This is a genomic window from Trinickia dabaoshanensis, from assembly GCF_002879885.1.
Taxonomy (GTDB): domain Bacteria; phylum Pseudomonadota; class Gammaproteobacteria; order Burkholderiales; family Burkholderiaceae; genus Trinickia; species Trinickia dabaoshanensis.
In genome coordinates, this window is the sequence record NZ_PNYA01000003.1 from 146,112 (window position 1) to 162,996 (window position 16,885).

Sequence of the window (16,885 nt, forward strand, 5' to 3'; positions counted from 1 at the left end):
CGCGGATGGCCGATCACGCCGGCGCTTTGGGCGGGCGCGCCGCGCGATCGCCGAACAGCGCCGCGAGCGGACCGCGCTTGAGCTTCTCGACGTTGCCGCGCAGCAGCGCGAAGCCGGCCGCGATCAACAACAGCAGCACGCCGAGCGCTCCGCCCGCATAGAGGAGCGTGCCGTCGCGCTGCGGGCGCTTGGCCTGCAAATCGAGTGCATCGGCCGGCACGCTCGTCACGCTCACCTGCTCATAGGTGAGTCCCTCGATGCTGTGCACGACGAGATTCTTGATCGCCGGCGTCAGGCGTTCGACGTCGGCATCGGGCCGGTACTTGATGAAGACCGAGGCCGACGAAGGCTTGACCGACTGCGCGAGCGGATCGTTGTTCGGCAATACGATCTGCACGCGCGCCACCACGACGCCGTCGATTTTCGAAAGCGTGTCGTCGAGTTCCTGCGACAAACCGTAGATGAAGCGCACGCGTTCCTCGGTCGGCGTCGAGACGAGGCCGTCCTTCTTGAACAGCGCGCCGAGATCGTCGTACTTCTTGCTCGGAATGCCGCGCGCGCGCAGCACCTCCATCGCGTGCACGATCTGCTTGTCGTCGACGCTGACGGTCCAGGTCTTGCCCCCGTCGGGCGTGCTCTTTTGCGCATCGACGCCGTACTGCAGCAGCGCGGCGACCATCTCGTTGCAATCCGTTTCGCTGAGCTGGCCGTACAGTTCCTGCTTGCAGGCGGCAAGCGAGAGCACGATCGCCATCGCCGCGACGAGACGCCAGGGCTTGGCCTTTGAAAGCGCGAGGTTCGATTTCATATCACTGATTCTTCATGAGCGTTTGCACGGCATCCTTGGACGACTGCACCGTGGCCATCTTTACCTGCAGGTCGGCGTTCAGGCTCGCGATCTCGAGCTGGATCGTCATATCCGCGGCGGCGAGCCGTTCCATCGACAGTGCGCTCATGTGCTGGGTCATGTAGAGCACGTCGTTGGGCACCTGCCGGTAGTAGCCGGCTTGCTCCTCCACGGCCTTCGTCACCAGATCGGCGTGCTCGGCCGGCGCGACCTGCTGCGCCTGATGATCGGCGTGAGCCATCATGGCCTGGAACTTGTCGACGAGATGCTGCGAGACGGCGTCGGTGTCCGGCGCGGCCGGCGAAGTACCGGTGACCTTTGCAAGCTCGTACTGGAGATGCTGCGATGCAGTCATGATGCTCATGGTCTTTCTCCTCGTGAACGCGACGGCTCAGATGCGCATGTATTTCATCGCCAGGAGCATGTCGCTCGATGTTTGCGACGGCGTCGCGACAGCGCCACTGTCCTCGACTTGCGCGTCCTGTTCGAATGCGAGAGCGGAATCCGGCGCAACGAAACGCCCGGTTCGCTTCGCGGTCGCTACCGCCTGCTTCAACTCATCGCTCGCGAGCAACACCTTCGCGAGCCGTTCGACATCCTCGTTCCCGCCTTCCTCGAGGAGCTTGCGCGCTTCTTCCTGCCAGCCGAACTCTTGCTTGGCTTTCAAGCACTGCAGCAACATCCCCTTACTGGCCGGCAGGCAGATCGCGCGCTCGACGAGCCCGCGAAAAACCCATTCGGCCTCGCTCCATTCGCCGCGCAGCATCAGCAGCCAGCCGTCGAAGAACACGAACTCGCTCGATTCCGGGCGCAGCAGATGAAGCGCTTGAACGAGATGCTCGATATCGTCGATATCGACCTGCGCGGGCGTGCCGGCGCCGCCGAATGCGACCCCGACGAGGTCGACGATCGCACCGACAACTCCTGACGGGCACTGCGGCAGATCCTTCAGAACGTCCATCCTTTCCCCCAAGGAAATCAGATTCGACCGATGGCCCGCGATGGTTGGGGCGGGGCCTTCCGTTGACGCTAAGTTACGCATCCGCGCGCTCGCGCCACCGCCGAGGCACGAAGTCTCAAAACGAATTGCGAAGCTGCGCGCCTGAACTTCATCGAGAAAGACACGAGTCGCGCCGGCCGCCCGCCGCGGGAACCGGCGTCGCTTCGCGCGAGCCGCCGTCGCTTCGCATCGCCGCGCCCGCGCTTCGCACGGACCGCTAACGTTGCGTCGGGGCGCCTCATCCGATGGCGCCCGCCGACGAACACGGAAGGACGCGCGTCATGAGCGACGAAAAAACCGAAGAGCCGACCGATAAGAAGCTCGAGAAAGTCCGCGAGGAAGGCCAGGTCGCGAAAAGCTCCGATCTCGTGGAAGTGGCTTCGCTCGCCTCGATCGTGCTCGTGCTGACGGCGGGCGAGCGATATCTCGCCGATACGATCCGCGCGGGCGTCAAGGAAGCGATCGACTTCACGCATGGGGAACGCTCGCTGGAGGACTTGTCGGTCGCGCTAACCCATATCGGCATGCACGCGCTGACTCTCGTTTGTGCCATCGCGGTCGTCGCACTCGCGGCGGCCCTACTCGCGCTGGCGCCGCAGACGGGACTGAAGATTTCGATGAAGGCGGTCATGCCCAAGCTCGCGTCGGTGAGTCCCGGCTCCGGCTTGCAGCGCATCTTTTCGATGAACTCGGCGATCGATCTCGTCAAGATGGTCGTCAAGGCCGCGGTCCTCGTCGCCGTCATGTGGCAGACGATCAAGGGCGCGATGCCGGTCGTCGCGAGCGCGCTCGATCAATCGGTGCCGCAGCTCATCGGTGTGCTGTGGTCGGTGCTCATGCACGTGGTGGTCGTCGCGCTGGCGGTATTCATCGTCATCGGCGCGTTCGACTACAAGCTGCAGCAATGGCTCTTCGTGCGCAAGAACCGGATGTCGAAGGACGAGGTCAAGCGCGAACACAAGGAAAGCGACGGCAACCCCGAAGTCAAGGGCGAGCGCAAGCGCCTCGCACGCGAATTGTCGGAGGAAGGCCCCAAGAGCGGGGTCGCGCGCGCGAACGTCGTCGTCGTGAACCCGGTTCACTACGCGGTGGCGCTGCGCTACGACCCGGATGAATTCCCGCTGCCCGTCGTGGTCGCCAAAGGCGTCGACGAACAAGCGCTCGGGATACGGCGCCAGGCGATGCATGCCCGCGTGCCGATCGTGGCCAATCCGCCCGTCGCGCGGATGCTGCACAAAGTACCGCAGGGCCAGCCGATTCCCGAAGAACTGTTCGAGGTCGTCGCCGCGATTCTTCGCTGGGTAGACGGCCTCGCACCTCGAACCGCCATCACGGAGTAGTCAGATGCTCAAGACCATGAAACTTCCGGGCGTGGGCGAAGCCGGCATCGCCATTTTGCTCGTTGCGATCGTCTCGCTGATGATCCTGCCGCTGCCGCCCGCCGTCATCGACGTCTTGCTCGCGATCAACATCACGATCAGCATCACGCTGCTCATGGTGACGATGTACGTCGGGCACATCGCCACGCTCTCCGCGTTTCCGTCGGTCCTGCTATTCACGACGCTGTTCCGGCTTTCGCTGAACATCGCCTCGACCAAGTCGATCCTCTTGCACGCCGATGCGGGCGAGATCATCGAGAGCTTCGGTCAGCTCGTGGTCGGCGGCAATCTCGTCGTCGGCCTCGTCGTGTTCATCATCATCTCCGTCGTGCAGTTCATCGTCATCGCCAAGGGCTCGGAGCGCGTGGCCGAAGTCGGCGCGCGCTTCACGCTGGACGCGCTGCCCGGCAAGCAGATGAGTATCGACGCCGATCTGCGCGCCAACATCCTCACGCCCGAGGAAGCGCGCAAGAAGCGCGCGCGGCTCGCCATCGAAAGCCAGTTGCACGGCGGCATGGACGGCGCGATGAAGTTCGTCAAGGGCGATGCGATCGCGGGCCTCATGATCACGATGATCAACATCGTGGCGGGTATCGCGGTGGGTGTCGCCTACCACGGCATGACGGCCGGCGATGCCGCCAACCGCTTCTCGGTGCTCTCGATCGGCGATGCGATGGTCTCGCAAATTCCCTCGCTGCTGATCTGCGTCGCCGCGGGCGTCATGATCACGCGCGTCGACGAGGGCGGCGATCACGGCGAATCGTCGCTCGGCGAAGACATCAAGCGCCAGTTCACGAGCAGCTCGCGCGCGCTCTACTTCGCGGCGCTGTTGCTGCTCGGCTTCGCCGCCGTGCCCGGTTTTCCGGCGCCGCTGTTCCTGCTGCTGGCGGGAACGCTCGGTTTCGTCGGCTACCGCCTGCAAAAGCAACAGAAGGGCTCGGCCAAGGGCGGCGGCAAGCCCGTCGGCGCCTTGCAGCGCGCGGGTGCGAAGGGCGACGCGCCCTCGATCCTACCGCGCCCGCCGCAGTTCACCTGTCCGCTCGGCGTGCGGCTCGCCGCCGACGTCAGCGCCCGCCTAGCGGCCGACGCGCTCGACCGCGCATTCGACACGCAGCGCAACGCGCTGCAGGCCGAGGTCGGCCTGCCGTTCCCCGGCATCATGATGTGGACCGACAGCACGCTGCCCGAGCATTGCTACGAAGTGCTGATCTTCGACGTGCCCCAAGGGCGCGCCTCGCTCGCCGAGACCGGCGCCACGGCGGCAGGGGCCAAGGCGGGCGAGACCACGCCCGAAGCCGTGATCGCGCGGCACACGATCGATCTTTTGCGGCGCAACGCGCATCTTTTCCTCGGGATTCAGGAAGCGCAGTGGATTCTCGACCAGCTAGGCGAAGACTATCCGGGCCTCGTGGCCGAAGTGCAAAAGGCGCTGCCGCTGCAGAAGATGGCCGACGTACTGCGCCGGCTGCTGGAGGAGGAAGTCCCGATCCGCAACATCCGCAGCATCACCGAAAGCCTCATCGTCTGGGGGCCGAAGGAAAAGGACATGCTGATGTTGACCGAGTACATCCGCATGGAGCTCGGCCGGCTCATCGCCTACCGCGCCACCGGCGGCCCGCGCGACTTGCCCGTCGTGCTCGTCGACGTGCAGGTGGAGCAGCACATCCGCCAATCGATCAAGCAAACGCCCACGGGCAACTTCCTCGCGCTGCCGCCCGACGAGATCGCGGCGCTCGTGGGACGAATCGAGCATATCGTCGGCGACACGCCGCGCAAACCGCTTGCGCTGATCGCCTCGATGGATATTCGCCGCTACCTGAAGCGGATGATCGAGGCGCGCCTGCCCTGGCTGCCCGTCTACTCGTATCAGGAGTTGGGCGCGCACATCGACCTGCAGCCGGTCGACCGCCTAACCATGTAAGCGATCGCGCCACACCATGCATTCGTTCGCATCCCACCGCGCCCGCATCCTCGCCTCGCCCGCGCACCACGAAGAGACGGCGGGCGATACGCCGCCCGCGCAGCTGAGCCGTCAAGCCGCGTTGTTCCGGCGCCTGCGCGAGGGCACTGCGCGAGCCGCGGCCGCCGATCCGGACGATGAACGCGCGACGGCGTCCACTTCCACGGAAGCGCCGCTCGCCGGCAGCGAAAGCGACCCGTCATACGGCCTCGATGCGGTATTTCGCGAGCCGCCCCAGCAAGACACGCGCGACGGGCAAGGCAGTCACGGCGATCGCCGCGATGGCGGCCATAGCGGCGGCGGCAACGCAAGCAGCGGAAACGGAGACGAAGGCGAGGGGCACGCGAGGGACGACGGCCACGGCGCAGCGGCTCTCATGCAGATGCAGACGCAGATACAGATGCACTACGCCATGCCCATGCTCGCGATACCGCAGGTGCCACTGCCTGCGCCGAGCGCCGCGCCGCCCGCGCACGCGGTGAGCAGCGTCGAACGTGACGCCATGCAGCGGCTGACCGAATCGATCGTGGCCGAAGTGGGCGAGTTCTGCGCCAATCCCGCCGTCGTGCAAAGCGGCAACTGGCAAATCACGATCCCGATCGACTCCGCGCTGCTGCCGGAGTGCACGTTGAGCCTCGCGCTTTCGCATTTCCAATTGACGCTTCGCTTCGAGACCGCGTTGGAGAGTTCGCGCCAATTAATCTCAATGCATGTACAGACGCTTCACGCAAGCCTTACGCAACTGATGCAAAGCCGCTTGGACGGCACGCGCAGCGTCGAGATCACCGTCACGTAAAAAACATGGACCACACACGCATGCTACCGACAGACGAGGCCGCGCAGGCAGGCCAGGCCCACGCAGTCGCCGTATCGCTCGACGCGGCTCGGCTGCCGGCGCTGGCCGCGACCACCGCGCGCCAGCACCGGCTCGCCGTCGACGAACGCTTGGCCGCCCTGCTCGCTTATACGGTCGGCGTGTCGGGCTGGTCGGTCGGCACACGCGCGCTGATCGAGCCCGCGCGAGCCGCTTCGGTCGGCTTGCGCTGGGGCATGGAGACGGCATCGATACGCATCGACATCGCGCAGCATCCGGCGCTCGCGAGCGTGCTCGCTTCCGACGATGCCGAGGGCGCGGGCGCGCGGCTGCGCCACGCCGTGACTGCCATTTTGCTCGATCCGCTACTGAATGCGCTGCGCTCGCTAGGGTTCGAAGGCGTCGAAGTCGCCTCGCTCGAGCGCCCCCCCACGGTGCCGCCTGCCGGGCCGTGCTGTGCGATCTCCCTGCGCCTGGGCGACGCACGCTTCGACGTCACGATCGACCATATCGACGCCGGCTGGCTCGACGCGCTCGAAGCGCTCGTCACGCGGCAATGCACGCCGTTCGCGACGCACGTCAGCGAGATCGCCGTTCCCGGCCGGCTCCAGATCGGCGAGAAAACGATGAACGTGACGACGCTCGATTCGCTGCGTCCCGGCGACGTGGTGCTGCGCGCCGTGCCGGACGTCGTCGCGGCCCTGCTCCGAGGCGAGGCCGCCACGGCCCGCATGCAAGTGGTCTGGGGCCGCTATGGAACCCGGCAGCTTCGCGCCCACGCCGACCTGAGCCACCACCTTCTTACTTTGACCGAGGACCCCACCATGAGCCATGACACGCAGTTCGGCGCACCGCTGACCGATTCGATCGACACGCCCGTCGAGATCAGCCAACTCGACCTTCCGCTGAAGCTCGAAATCGACACGGTGTCGATGCCGGTCGCTCAGCTCTCGGCGCTGCGCGCGGGCTACGTGCTCGAGCTGCCCACCGCCGTGCCCGATGCGCGCATCCGGCTCGTCACCTACGGGCAAACGATCGGCTTCGGCGAACTCGTGAGCGTGGGCGATCATCTCGGCGTGCGGCTCGTTCAGGTTTCGCACGGCCATGGTTCAGTTTAGCGATCTCACCGGGCTGCTGATCACGGTCATCGCGATCAGCATGATCCCGTTCGTCGCGATGGTCGCGACCTCGTACGCGAAGATCGTCGTCGTGCTCGGTCTGTTGCGCAATGCGCTCGGCGTCCAGCAGGTGCCGCCGAACATGGTGCTCAACGGTATCGCGATCCTCGTCTCGGCTTACATCATGGCGCCCGTCGGCATGCAAGCGATGCAGACCATGCAGACGATGCACCACTCGGGGGGCGATACCTCGATGGTCGTGCTCGACGCCTTCGACGCGGCCAAGGAGCCGTTCCGCGCGTTCCTCAAAAAGCACGCCCACGAACGCGAAAAGCGCTTTTTCGTGCGCTCGGCCTCGGTGGTCTGGCCGAAAGACATGGCCGCGAAAATACACGAGGACGATCTGATCGTGCTGGCTCCGGCCTTCACGCTGACCGAAATGGCCGACGCGTTCAAGATCGGCTTCCTGCTCTACATCGCCTTCATCGTCGTCGATCTCGTGATCGCCAACGTGTTGATGGCCATGGGGCTGAACCAGGTTCAGCCGACCAACGTCGCGATCCCGTTCAAGCTGCTTTTGTTCGTCGTGATGAGCGGATGGTCCACGCTGATTCACGGCCTCGTCATGACCTATCGCTGAGCCTTACGCCATGGAAACCGATACCCTCGTTCGCATCACCTCGCAGGGCCTGCTGCTCTGCCTGTCCGTGTCGATCCCCGTCGTGGTGGTAGCGGCGCTCTCGGGCCTCGCGATCTCGTTCGTGCAGGCGATCACCTCGATGCAGGATCAAAGCATTTCGTATGCGGTCAAGCTCGTGGCCGTCGTCGCAACCGTGCTCGTCATGGGCTCGTGGGGCGCCGCCGCGATCCTGCACTTCGCCAATGAAATCGTCACGCTCGCGGTGCCGTCATGAACGCCCCCATCCGCAACGACCGCGCGCATTCGGCCGATCTCGCGCAGCAAGCGCAGGCGAGCGCGGAGCACAACGGTCAGACCTTGCAGGTGCGCGGCTTCGCGCGCCTAAAGGTGCAGCACACGAAAATGCAGCGTGCGCGGATGCAGCACAACCAGATGCTGGCCGCCGCGTTCTACCGGGGCAAGCGCTTTGCCGAAGGCAATCGCAAGCCGCCGCCCCCCTCGGCGCAAAAACTCATGCGCGAATTGGGCCAGCGTCCCCGCCCGGGATCGTCCACGAAAGGCCGAGGCAAGGAGGGCGCCGCCCAGGAGCGGCCCGAACTCGCGCACGGTCCCGAGCCGAAGCATGAGCACGAGCGCAAGCACGAGGAAGGACAGCAGCAAAAACACGGTCAACAGCAAAAGCGCGACCGAGAACACGAACACGAACAAGACCAGCAACAACGGCAGCACCACGGCGGCCATGAGCACGGCCAGCAGCAAGATCAAGGCGGCGACGGCCGGCAACCGCAGCAAAACGCCCCGCGCGACGGCCAGCAAAAGCGCGAAGGCCAAGATTCGCGCGAAGGCCGCGACAAGCCGCGCAAGTTCGCGGTCGGCAAGGCCGGCCGCGCCAAAGCCGCGGCGCGCAAGCAGCCGCTCGACACCGTCATGCAAGCGCTCGCGCAACACAAGCTCGGTGCGCCGGATTTGCCGTCGCAGCTCGCGCACGCGTGCACGAAGGAAGTGCTGCGCCTGACCAAGCAGCTCGAACTGGGCTCTTTGCTCGCCGTGCCGCTGCTGATGAGTATGACTTCGCCGATGGCGCTGCGGCGCAACGCGGCGCGGCTGCAGGCGCACCGCGGCGCCGCGCTCGCGCAGCACGCCGCGTCGCCGGGCAAAGCCGCCGCGACCGCGGGCCTCATCGGCGTGTCGCTCGACAACACGCTCGCGCGGCAAAGCGCCGGCATCGAGTATTCCGACGACGACCAATCCATCGCGATGATCAAGCAGCGCATCCTCGACGCACTCGGGACGCCGCCGGCCGCGGCGGGCGGGAGCGCAACGAGCGCGGCGAGCGCGAATACCGGCGCTTCGGATAAGGCGCTCGAAGTTCGCACGGCGCAGACGGGGCCCGGGGCGAAAACCTAAACTGATATCGACGAATCAAGCACGGCGGCGCGGCGGCGGAAATCCCCCGGCCGCCGACGCAATAGCGGATCAGCGGATACACGGAAACCACGATCATGAAAGCCCTTCGAGTACTGACCGGAACCCACGCAGGGGCGCAGGTGCGGCTCACGAGCGGCAGCTATCGGATCGGCGTCGCCGAGGATGCCGACATCTGCATCAGCGACTGGGCCGTCGAGGAAGTCGTACTCGTGCTCGGCGAAGACGGTGTCGCGCGGCTGCGTTCGGCGAACGGCGACGAAGTGCTCGTAGCCGATTTCGTGGCCGTGCCGTTCGGCGACGTCGTGTTCTGCGTCGGTCCCGACGGTGCCGCTTGGCCGAGCGATCTCGAACTGCTGGCCGGCCTTTGGAAGACGGCGGAGCCCGCATCCGTGCCCGATACGACGCCCGGGAATGCCGCGACGCCAGCCACGGCGCCGGGCGATGAGAGCCAATCGACCGCGGCGAGCGACGCGCCGCTTGAGCCCAGTGCACCGCGCAACGTGCGTTGGCGCACGGCAGCGCTCGCGCTGGCCTGCACGGCCGTCATCGGCGGCATCGCCGTGGCCGGCATGATGCTGGCCGGCACCGAACCGAGCGAGGCCGCGAGCGTGCGGTTCGATCCCGATTCGCTCGCCAAGCAGCTCGAGCAGGCGCTGCACCGGGAGGGACTCGGCGACTTGAGCACGACGGTGAAATCGGACAGCGTGGCGGTGCAAGGCATCGTGGCCACGGCCGACGACAGCTCCAAGGCGCAGCGCATCATGGACAGCCTCGCGCGCGGCAAGGCGCGGCGCGAGTACGACGTCGCGCAGCAAGACGTCGACAACATTCAGCAGTCGCTCGCGGGCACGGGGGCGGCGGTCCGCTACGCGGGCCACGGCGTGTTCCACGTGAGCGGCAACGTGCAATCGATGGCCACGTTCCGCACGCTGATCGCGGGCGTGCGGGCCGATCTGGACGGTAACGTCAAGCGCGTCGACGTCGACGTGAAGGAAGCGCAGATGCCGGTTCCCGACGTGGAGTACACGGCGGTCGTAGCCACGGGAGGGTTGCGCTACATCGAGACGCCCGACGGTACGAAGCACCTGTTCTCAAGCAGCAAGGACGAGGCAAACAATTGACCACGAAAGGAATGGACATGTACGACGCATTGCTTCCCATCGCGCAGGATTTGAATACGCTGGACGCCACGTTGTCGGCGCCGGACGGAGCGCAACGCGTCGCGCGCATCGCCGCGGCGTTCGACGAGACCGCGCGCCGGATCAGCACGGCCACGCAAAGCGCGGCCGACGAACGCGAGCGCCTCGAATTGCAAAAGCTCTACCGAGGCATGATCGCGGCGCGCCGCATCGTGCTCACGCTGCACGAGCGCCACAGCGCCCGTCACAACGCGGTATGACGGCCGCGCTCGAGCCAAGGCAGGAATTCGTACTTCGCAGTTCGCAGTCGCAGCACCCCGGCTGGCATCCAGCCGTCCGGACTCGCGGTCGCCACGGCCCTGGTCCTTTTTCGAAGCATCACTCAGCAGACGGTACTTTCTTCGTTAATTTTTGAAAAAGGGGATTCAAATGTCTTCATCGATCTCAAGCCAAGGCGTTCAGGAAGCCGGCGCGCAAAACGCGGACATGATCGGCCAAATGCAAGCGATGGCCAATCAGAACAACGCCATGACGATGGCCTCCATGCAGATCAACATGCAGCAGCAGGAAACGTCGGCACTCGCCTCCGTCGGCAACAACGGCGCGAAAAACATCGCCGATGCGGCCAAGGGGCAGTAAGCCGTACCCTCGCTACGCCGGTCGACGAGGGGCACGAAAGCGGGAAGCCACGCTCCCCGGTTCCGTGCCCCCGTTTCTTTCAATCGAGCCGCCGCTCACGCTTAGAGATTTCCGTCCATGGGCAGGGAACGTTTCGTCGAACTGATCCACGAGGTTTGCGAGGTCGTCGGTTTGCCCGACGCCGAATATGTCGTCGAAACGCAAACGCTGGAGATCGAAGGATTCGACGTCCACCTCGATCATTACGAGACCGACGAGGACGCCATCTACGTCAGCTTCCACTACGGCGCCGTGACACCCGGCCGGTCGCTCGTCGTGTTCCGGCTGATGCTCGAGGCCAATCTGCTCATCTACGCGCAGGACCAGGCACAGCTCTGTCTCGATGCCGATACGGGCAACGTCGTGCTGCTCGTGCACCTGCCGATGGGGCCCGCCATCACGGGCGAGTACCTCGCCGACCTTTTCTCGCACTACGCCGAGCACGGCCGCTACTGGCTGAAGAACATTCTCGAATCGCCCGATGAAATGTTCGAGGGCATCGCCTCGGGCAACTTCATGTGGTTGCGCGCGTAGCCTTTCGCATCCTGCGCCCGCGCGGCGCGTCGCTAGGCCGCCACGCGCGGGACCAGCAGTACGAGGCGGCGCCGCAGCCGCCCCTTGCCGGATTCGTCCGAATCGCTCGCCGGCGCGACCCGGCGCGGCGCCCCCTCGACGACGAGGCATTCGCCCGGCGCCACACTCGCGTCGACGCTGCGATAGCGGCGAGCGTCGTCGCGATGACCGAGCTCGACGCGCAAGCCGATACGCTGCACCGACTCGGCGACGCCATCGACGACCGGTTCCACCGAAAGCCATAGATCGGCCGATCCATCCGCGCCGCCGCCGTCCCCGCTCTCCCCGTCTTGCTCGCGCTGCACGAGACGCGCTTCGTGACGGTCGATGACGGCGGGTGAACGATCCTGCGTCAGGGCGGTTTGCGAGACCTCGATACCGGCCTGCCCGCTCGCTGCCAGCGCCTGCAACTGCGCGAGCAGCGCACGGCCGCGATCGGGCGCGACGCCAAAGCTCGCCGCGTCCGATGAAGCGCTGCCGGTGGCCGATAGGGCCGGCGGCAACGCCGCGGCGAGCGAGCCGAATGCGTCCGCATCGACATCGATGACCCAGGTCTGCACCGATACCAAACGCGCAGGCTGATCGAGGTCGGCGACGAGCGCGCCGTCGGCATCGATCCGGTCCGCCTTGTCGCGGATCAGGATCGAATTGGTCGCGGCATCGGCCTCGATCGCGGGCAAGCCCTCGTCGAATTGCACGACTTCCGTCGAGCCGGCGCCCGGCGCTTGCACAGCGTCTGGGCCCGCGAGCGGGGCGGCATGCGGCTCGAAGCGGCGGCGCAGCAGCGTCGCCGCGCCGGGCACGACGATGCGGCGGCCATCGATCATGCGTATCTCGTCGGCGGCGTGCGCGAGCGTTAGGCGAAACACGCGCACGCTCGTGCGTACGCGCTTTCGCGCGTCGTGCTCGAAGCGCTCGGCCGCATCGCGGATGCGAGCGACGTAGGTCGCGGGGCCTTTCACGTCGACCGTTTGAGCGAGTGCATCGACGGCGAGCGGGAAATGGGAATCGGTGACGCCGGCCTGCTCGAGCGACGCACGCAACGCGCTCGCCGAGACGAAATTCGGGCGGATGGCGATGTGCTGCTGCGCGCTCGCCGGCGAAATGCGCAGCGCCGCGCCGTCGTAATACCAGACGAAGCCGTACGAGCGGCCGAGCACATCGAGAAACCGTTGCGGCGGCATCGAGAAGCGTCCGCTCACCACGCCCTGCACCGGCCCGTCGATACGCAGCGGGAGTTGCTGGCCCGCCGCGAGCACGTGCAGCGCGTCGGCCACGCTTGCGCCGTCGGTGCGATAGACGAAGCGCTGGCCGGCCCAGTCGACGGGCGCCGCGACCGCCTGCATGCATGCTGCGCATGCAAGCATGGCAAGTGCACCACTTACGACGGGTGCGACAGGCACGAGACGGCGCCGGTTATTGGCGCTCATGACGATGCGTCCGGCAGCTCGGGCGGCGCCTCGGTACCGGTATCTGTATCGGGCTTGAGCGTCAAGCGATAGCCCGTTGCATAGACCGACTGCACGGTCCAGCCGACGCCGGCCGCTTTCAAGCTCCCGCGCAAGCGGCTGACGTACATATCGACCGAGCGGCTTTGCACTGCCGCGTTCCAGCCCCAAACGACGCTCATCAAATCCTGCCGTAGCACGACAGCGCCCATATGGCGCGCGAGATGCCAGAGAATGTCGAATTCCTTGGTGCCGAGCCTGTGCGCCTTGCCCTCGACCACGAGCGAGCGCGCCTGCTGATCGAGCGCGCAATCGTCGATGAGCATCTTGCGGCCCTGCGTCTGCATGGGCGCGAAGCGCCGCAAAAGCGCGCGCATACGCGCGAGCAGGACCTGACGGTCGTACGGCTTGACGAGGTAGTCGTCGGCGCCGGCATCGAGGATGCGCACGATGTCGGCCTCGTCCGAATGCACCGTCTGAAAAATCACCGGCATGATCGACTGCGAGCGGCTGCGGATCTTCTGGAGCAGCTTGTCGCCCGAAACACCGGGCAAGTCCCAGTCGAGAATAGCGAGATCGGCCCAGTGTTCGGCGAGAAACTGCTGCGCCTCGAGCCCGTTGTGGAAGGCGTCGATGTGGTAGCCCTCGCTCTTGAGCCAGGAGTTCACGAGCGCGTGATGCGCCACGTCGTCCTCGACGAATAGGATGCGTACAGGTTTGCCTGCAAGCGATTTCATGTCAACCTTTGATCGTGACGGGGGAACGCAGGCGGCGGCTCTCGCTTCGATGAGCGCGGCGTGCCGCACGGGCCACGGCCACTCGCCTCAATCTCTTCGCCCCGCGCGCAGCGCCCGGTCCGCATCGACGAGCGATGTGGCGGGCGGCTTTGCAGCCGCGAGGTTCAAGCACGGCAGCCGCAGCACGAACATGGTACCGCCTTGTTCGTTGCGTTCGGCGTAAAGTGCGCCACCATGCATTCCGACGATCTGCACCGCGAGCTTGAGCCCGAGCCCGAAGCCGGTCGCCGTGCGCTTGCCGAGCTTCTCGAAATCGGTCAGCCGCTCGCCTTCGAGCAGACCCGGCAGACCGCCCGCGCGATCGTCGACGACCACTTCGGCATAGTCGCCCGCATGGCGCAGCGAGACCGTCACGGCCTCGCCGCGCGGCGAGGCGCGCACGGCGTTGTCGACGACGTTCTGAATCGCGCGCGCGACGAAGTTGCGCATGCCGCTGACCCAGACGGGCGCATTGTCGGACAGCCAAAGATGCAGGCCCACGCCGCAATAGACGGCCGTGACCTCGAGCTGGGAGATGATGAGCCGCAGCGTCGCGCGCAAATCGAAGCGCTTGAAATCGCGTGCGTGCAGATGCTCGGTCACCGAGGTGAAGATGAACTGCTCGCCGAGCGAGAGCACGTACTGGGCGAGCGAAGTGATCTGCTGCATGCCGCCGCAGCGCTCGAACGCCTCCGGGTCGCTCGCATCGAGTTGCGTGAGCGCGCTGATCGAATTGAGCGGCGAACGCAGATCGTGCAGCAAGAAGCGCAGCGACATCGCGCGTTCGTCGAGCGAGCGCGCGAACGGCGTCACGTCGGTCACCGCGATCACGCACTCGTCCGCGCCCGAGCCCGCCTGAATCCAGAAGGTCGATTCGTCGACGCGCACTTCGCGGCCGGCCTCGAGATCGCTCTGGCGCGGCACGTCGCTCATCTCGAAGCGCTCGCTGAGCGCCACCGCGAAGTCCACGCCTGGAGGCAGCGCCATCGCCAGCATCTCGAGCGCACGCGCGTTGGCGTGCACGACGGCACCCGCGCGATCGAGCACGACGACGCCGCAGGGCAAGCCGCACAGCACGCCGCGCGTGCGGCGCGCCTCGCCGTCGGAGATGCGGCGATCGGATTCGCTCATCGCGCATCCGGCCGAGAGCGCGGCGCCGGGCGCGGGAACGATGTCCGGCGGGCCATCGGCCTGGCCGGGCGGCGGCGAGCTTGAACGGTCATGGCGGTCGATCACATGGCCTCCTGCATTCCCCGGTGGGGACGGTTACGGTGAAATCACGCGCGGCGCCAACAGAAAGAGCCGCTCCATATGGCTCTTTTGATGGTTGTCGCTGCGGAACAAGGCGCCGATCAAGGGAATCTTCGACAGCCCCGGCACGCCCGTGACGCCGTTGGTCGTCGAATCGGCGCGATAGCCGGCGATCAACAGGGCCTGTCCTTCGTCGATGAATGCCTGGGTGTTGATCGTGCTGTTCTGGATCACGGGCAGATTGCTGACCGTTTGCGACGTGAGTTCGCCGTCCTGGATCGCGACGTCGAGCTTGATGCGCGTGTGGCCGTCTTCTTCCACGACCATCGGCAGCACGCGCAGCGAAATCCCCGTCGAGACGGTGTAGAGATCGCCCGACGTGTAGCCCGACACCGGCACGAAGAACTGCGTCTTGTTGTCCATCACGGCTTCGATATTGTTCAGCGTGACGACCTTCGGACTCGCATCGATCTTGGCCGCTTGTGTCTGCTGCAGCGCCGAGATGCGCGCCATCAGATAGCGGCCCGCGTCGCCGAGCACCGCGGCGACCGATGCCCCCACGGGCGTGGCCGCGGCGAGCAAGTTACCGGGCAGCGTCGTTTGGCCGAAGGTTTGCGAGACCGTGCCGTTGTAAGTGCTTTGCGCCAGCGTGCCGTTGCCCGTTTGCACGTCGACGTGGCTGTTGTGCGCGGTCCAATCGACGCCGAGTTGCGCGAGCGCGTTGTCGTCGATCTCGATGATGTGCGCCTCGATCTCGATGAGCTGCGGCTTCACGTCCAGCCGATCGATCAGCTTGCCGTACTGGTCCATCCGATCGGCGGTGTCGCGCACGACGACCGAGTTCGTGCGCTGATCGGCGACGATGACCGGTAGCTGATCGTCGCCCGCGGGCGGCGCGCTCGTGTTCTGCGGCGGCTGCGTATCGCCCACCGCCGCGGCCACGGCCGGCGAGGGTTGCCCCGTCAGCCCCGCGAACATGCCCTTGCCGGCCGCGCCGGAAGGCACGGGCGGCGGCACGTAGGGGCCGTTGTACGCGTTGCCGTTGACGTCGTTCGTCGGCGTGTTGCGCGTGACGCCGTTCGCGGCGCGGCCTTGGCCCTGGCCCTGGCCCTGAGCGTTCTTCTCCCCCGCCTTCGCCGAATGCGGATGGTAGATGCCGTTGAGCACGGCCGCCACGCCTTGCAGCGTCACTTGATGCCCATCGATCGGCACCGTGCGGTCCTCGGCCCACGCGTGGTAGAGCGGAAAGACGCGAACCTGTGTGCCGCCGCGGTGCGCCGCCGTGTTGTCGAGCCGCGAGGCGACGTCCGCCACCATCTGCACGTAGCGCGGCGGCCCGTTCACGAGCGCCGTGCCTTGGGCGTTGTCATAGACGATCGGGAAGCGCTCGTCGGTGACATGCAGCCGCTCGAGCGCGGCACGCAACTCCGCGGTATCAGCGGTGTCTAGCTTGATCAGCGTGCTTTGCAGTGCGGAGGCCGTCGTGATGTCCAGCACTTCTCCGTCGTAATACCAGACGAAGCCGAACGAAGCCGCGAGGGTATCCAGAAAGCGCCGCGGCGGCAGGCGGAATTTGCCGCTGACCGTACCGGACACGTCGGCCGCGATGCGCGTGGGGATCCCTTGGCTCGCGCCGAAATCGCGCAGCACGTCCTTGATGTCCTTGCCTTGCGCTTCGTAATCGACGATCGACGCTTTCCAGTGCACGGGCGCGGCCTGCGCGGCCGGAGCGACGGCGCCGATCGCAAGCGCGGCGGCCAGCGCGAGCGTACCCGCTTTATGCGCCCAGCTCACGACGCACCGCCCACGGGCGGAGAGACGCATCGCCGCTTGC

At 66.2% G+C, this 16,885-nt stretch carries 18 protein-coding genes; 11 read left to right on the forward strand and 7 right to left on the reverse strand.

What is annotated here, in order from left to right:
• Positions 1-13: 13 nt before the first annotated feature.
• Genes sctJ through C0Z18_RS04345 form a run of 3 tightly spaced genes read right to left on the reverse strand, consistent with a single transcriptional unit; the run spans position 14 to position 1,808 of the window.
• Positions 14-808: a type III secretion system inner membrane ring lipoprotein SctJ gene (gene sctJ / locus C0Z18_RS04335; protein WP_102644150.1), complete on the reverse strand. Its 795-nt coding sequence runs from the start codon at positions 806-808 to the stop codon at positions 14-16.
• Position 809: 1 nt separating this feature from the next.
• Positions 810-1,211 (reverse strand): serine kinase, encoded by a 402-nt coding sequence (locus C0Z18_RS04340; protein WP_102644151.1) that lies wholly within the window; start codon positions 1,209-1,211, stop codon positions 810-812.
• Positions 1,212-1,238: 27 nt separating this feature from the next.
• The gene (locus C0Z18_RS04345) at positions 1,239-1,808 is read right to left on the reverse strand and encodes an HrpB1 family type III secretion system apparatus protein (protein ID WP_102644152.1); all 570 of its coding nucleotides are present in this window, start codon (positions 1,806-1,808) and stop codon (positions 1,239-1,241) included.
• 320 nt (positions 1,809-2,128) lie between these two features.
• On the opposite strand from C0Z18_RS04345, the gene sctU reads away from it, so the two are divergent.
• The 11 genes from sctU to C0Z18_RS04405 all read left to right on the forward strand — a co-directional run bounded on the left by sctU (position 2,129) and on the right by C0Z18_RS04405 (position 11,537).
• Positions 2,129-3,187: a type III secretion system export apparatus subunit SctU gene (gene sctU, locus C0Z18_RS04355; protein ID WP_102644323.1), complete on the forward strand. Its 1,059-nt coding sequence runs from the start codon at positions 2,129-2,131 to the stop codon at positions 3,185-3,187.
• 4 nt (positions 3,188-3,191) lie between these two features.
• Positions 3,192-5,147, forward strand: a complete 1,956-nt coding sequence (locus tag C0Z18_RS04360) for an FHIPEP family type III secretion protein (protein ID WP_102644154.1) — start codon at positions 3,192-3,194, stop codon at positions 5,145-5,147.
• A 16-nt stretch (positions 5,148-5,163) separates the two neighbouring features.
• Positions 5,164-5,982, forward strand: coding sequence for a type III secretion system protein SctP (sctP, locus tag C0Z18_RS04365; protein WP_102644155.1), 819 nt, complete (start codon positions 5,164-5,166; stop codon positions 5,980-5,982).
• Positions 5,983-6,002: 20 nt separating this feature from the next.
• Positions 6,003-7,118 (forward strand): type III secretion system cytoplasmic ring protein SctQ, encoded by a 1,116-nt coding sequence (gene sctQ / locus C0Z18_RS04370; protein WP_233217011.1) that lies wholly within the window; start codon positions 6,003-6,005, stop codon positions 7,116-7,118.
• Positions 7,105-7,758, forward strand: a complete 654-nt coding sequence (gene sctR / locus C0Z18_RS04375) for a type III secretion system export apparatus subunit SctR (protein ID WP_102644157.1) — start codon at positions 7,105-7,107, stop codon at positions 7,756-7,758. Before sctQ ends, sctR begins: the two co-directional genes overlap by 14 nt.
• A 10-nt stretch (positions 7,759-7,768) precedes the next feature.
• Positions 7,769-8,032 carry a type III secretion system export apparatus subunit SctS gene (gene sctS, locus C0Z18_RS04380; RefSeq protein ID WP_102644158.1) on the forward strand — a complete coding sequence of 88 codons (264 nt, stop codon included), beginning with the start codon at positions 7,769-7,771 and terminating at the stop codon, positions 8,030-8,032.
• Positions 8,029-9,165: a helicase gene (locus C0Z18_RS04385; RefSeq protein WP_233217013.1), complete on the forward strand. Its 1,137-nt coding sequence runs from the start codon at positions 8,029-8,031 to the stop codon at positions 9,163-9,165. The genes sctS and C0Z18_RS04385 overlap by 4 nt, the downstream gene beginning before the upstream one ends.
• Before the next feature lie 95 nt (positions 9,166-9,260).
• Complete coding sequence (hrpD5, locus tag C0Z18_RS04390; protein WP_102644159.1) at positions 9,261-10,307, forward strand: HrpD5 family protein; 1,047 nt, start codon at positions 9,261-9,263, stop codon at positions 10,305-10,307.
• Positions 10,304-10,585 (forward strand): type III secretion system protein, encoded by a 282-nt coding sequence (locus C0Z18_RS04395; RefSeq protein WP_233217014.1) that lies wholly within the window; start codon positions 10,304-10,306, stop codon positions 10,583-10,585. Before hrpD5 ends, C0Z18_RS04395 begins: the two co-directional genes overlap by 4 nt.
• A gap of 169 nt (positions 10,586-10,754) precedes the next feature.
• Entirely contained in the window at positions 10,755-10,964 is a 210-nt protein-coding gene (locus C0Z18_RS04400; RefSeq protein WP_102644160.1) for a hypothetical protein, read from the forward strand.
• A gap of 117 nt (positions 10,965-11,081) precedes the next feature.
• The gene (locus C0Z18_RS04405) at positions 11,082-11,537 is read left to right on the forward strand and encodes a CesT family type III secretion system chaperone (protein WP_102644161.1); all 456 of its coding nucleotides are present in this window, start codon (positions 11,082-11,084) and stop codon (positions 11,535-11,537) included.
• 32 nt (positions 11,538-11,569) lie between these two features.
• On the opposite strand, the gene C0Z18_RS04410 is transcribed toward C0Z18_RS04405, so the two are convergent.
• The 4 genes from C0Z18_RS04410 to sctC all read right to left on the reverse strand — a co-directional run bounded on the left by C0Z18_RS04410 (position 11,570) and on the right by sctC (position 16,875).
• Positions 11,570-13,006 carry a type II/III secretion system family protein gene (locus C0Z18_RS04410; protein WP_199189385.1) on the reverse strand — a complete coding sequence of 479 codons (1,437 nt, stop codon included), beginning with the start codon at positions 13,004-13,006 and terminating at the stop codon, positions 11,570-11,572.
• Positions 13,003-13,761 (reverse strand): response regulator transcription factor, encoded by a 759-nt coding sequence (locus tag C0Z18_RS04415; protein WP_102644162.1) that lies wholly within the window; start codon positions 13,759-13,761, stop codon positions 13,003-13,005. Before C0Z18_RS04415 ends, C0Z18_RS04410 begins: the two co-directional genes overlap by 4 nt.
• A gap of 87 nt (positions 13,762-13,848) precedes the next feature.
• A complete protein-coding gene (locus C0Z18_RS04420; protein WP_102644326.1) occupies positions 13,849-14,931 on the reverse strand; it encodes a sensor histidine kinase in 1,083 nt (360 codons plus the stop codon).
• 135 nt (positions 14,932-15,066) lie between these two features.
• Positions 15,067-16,875 carry a type III secretion system outer membrane ring subunit SctC gene (sctC, locus tag C0Z18_RS04425; RefSeq protein ID WP_408646959.1) on the reverse strand — a complete coding sequence of 603 codons (1,809 nt, stop codon included), beginning with the start codon at positions 16,873-16,875 and terminating at the stop codon, positions 15,067-15,069.
• Positions 16,876-16,885 lie beyond the last annotated feature (10 nt).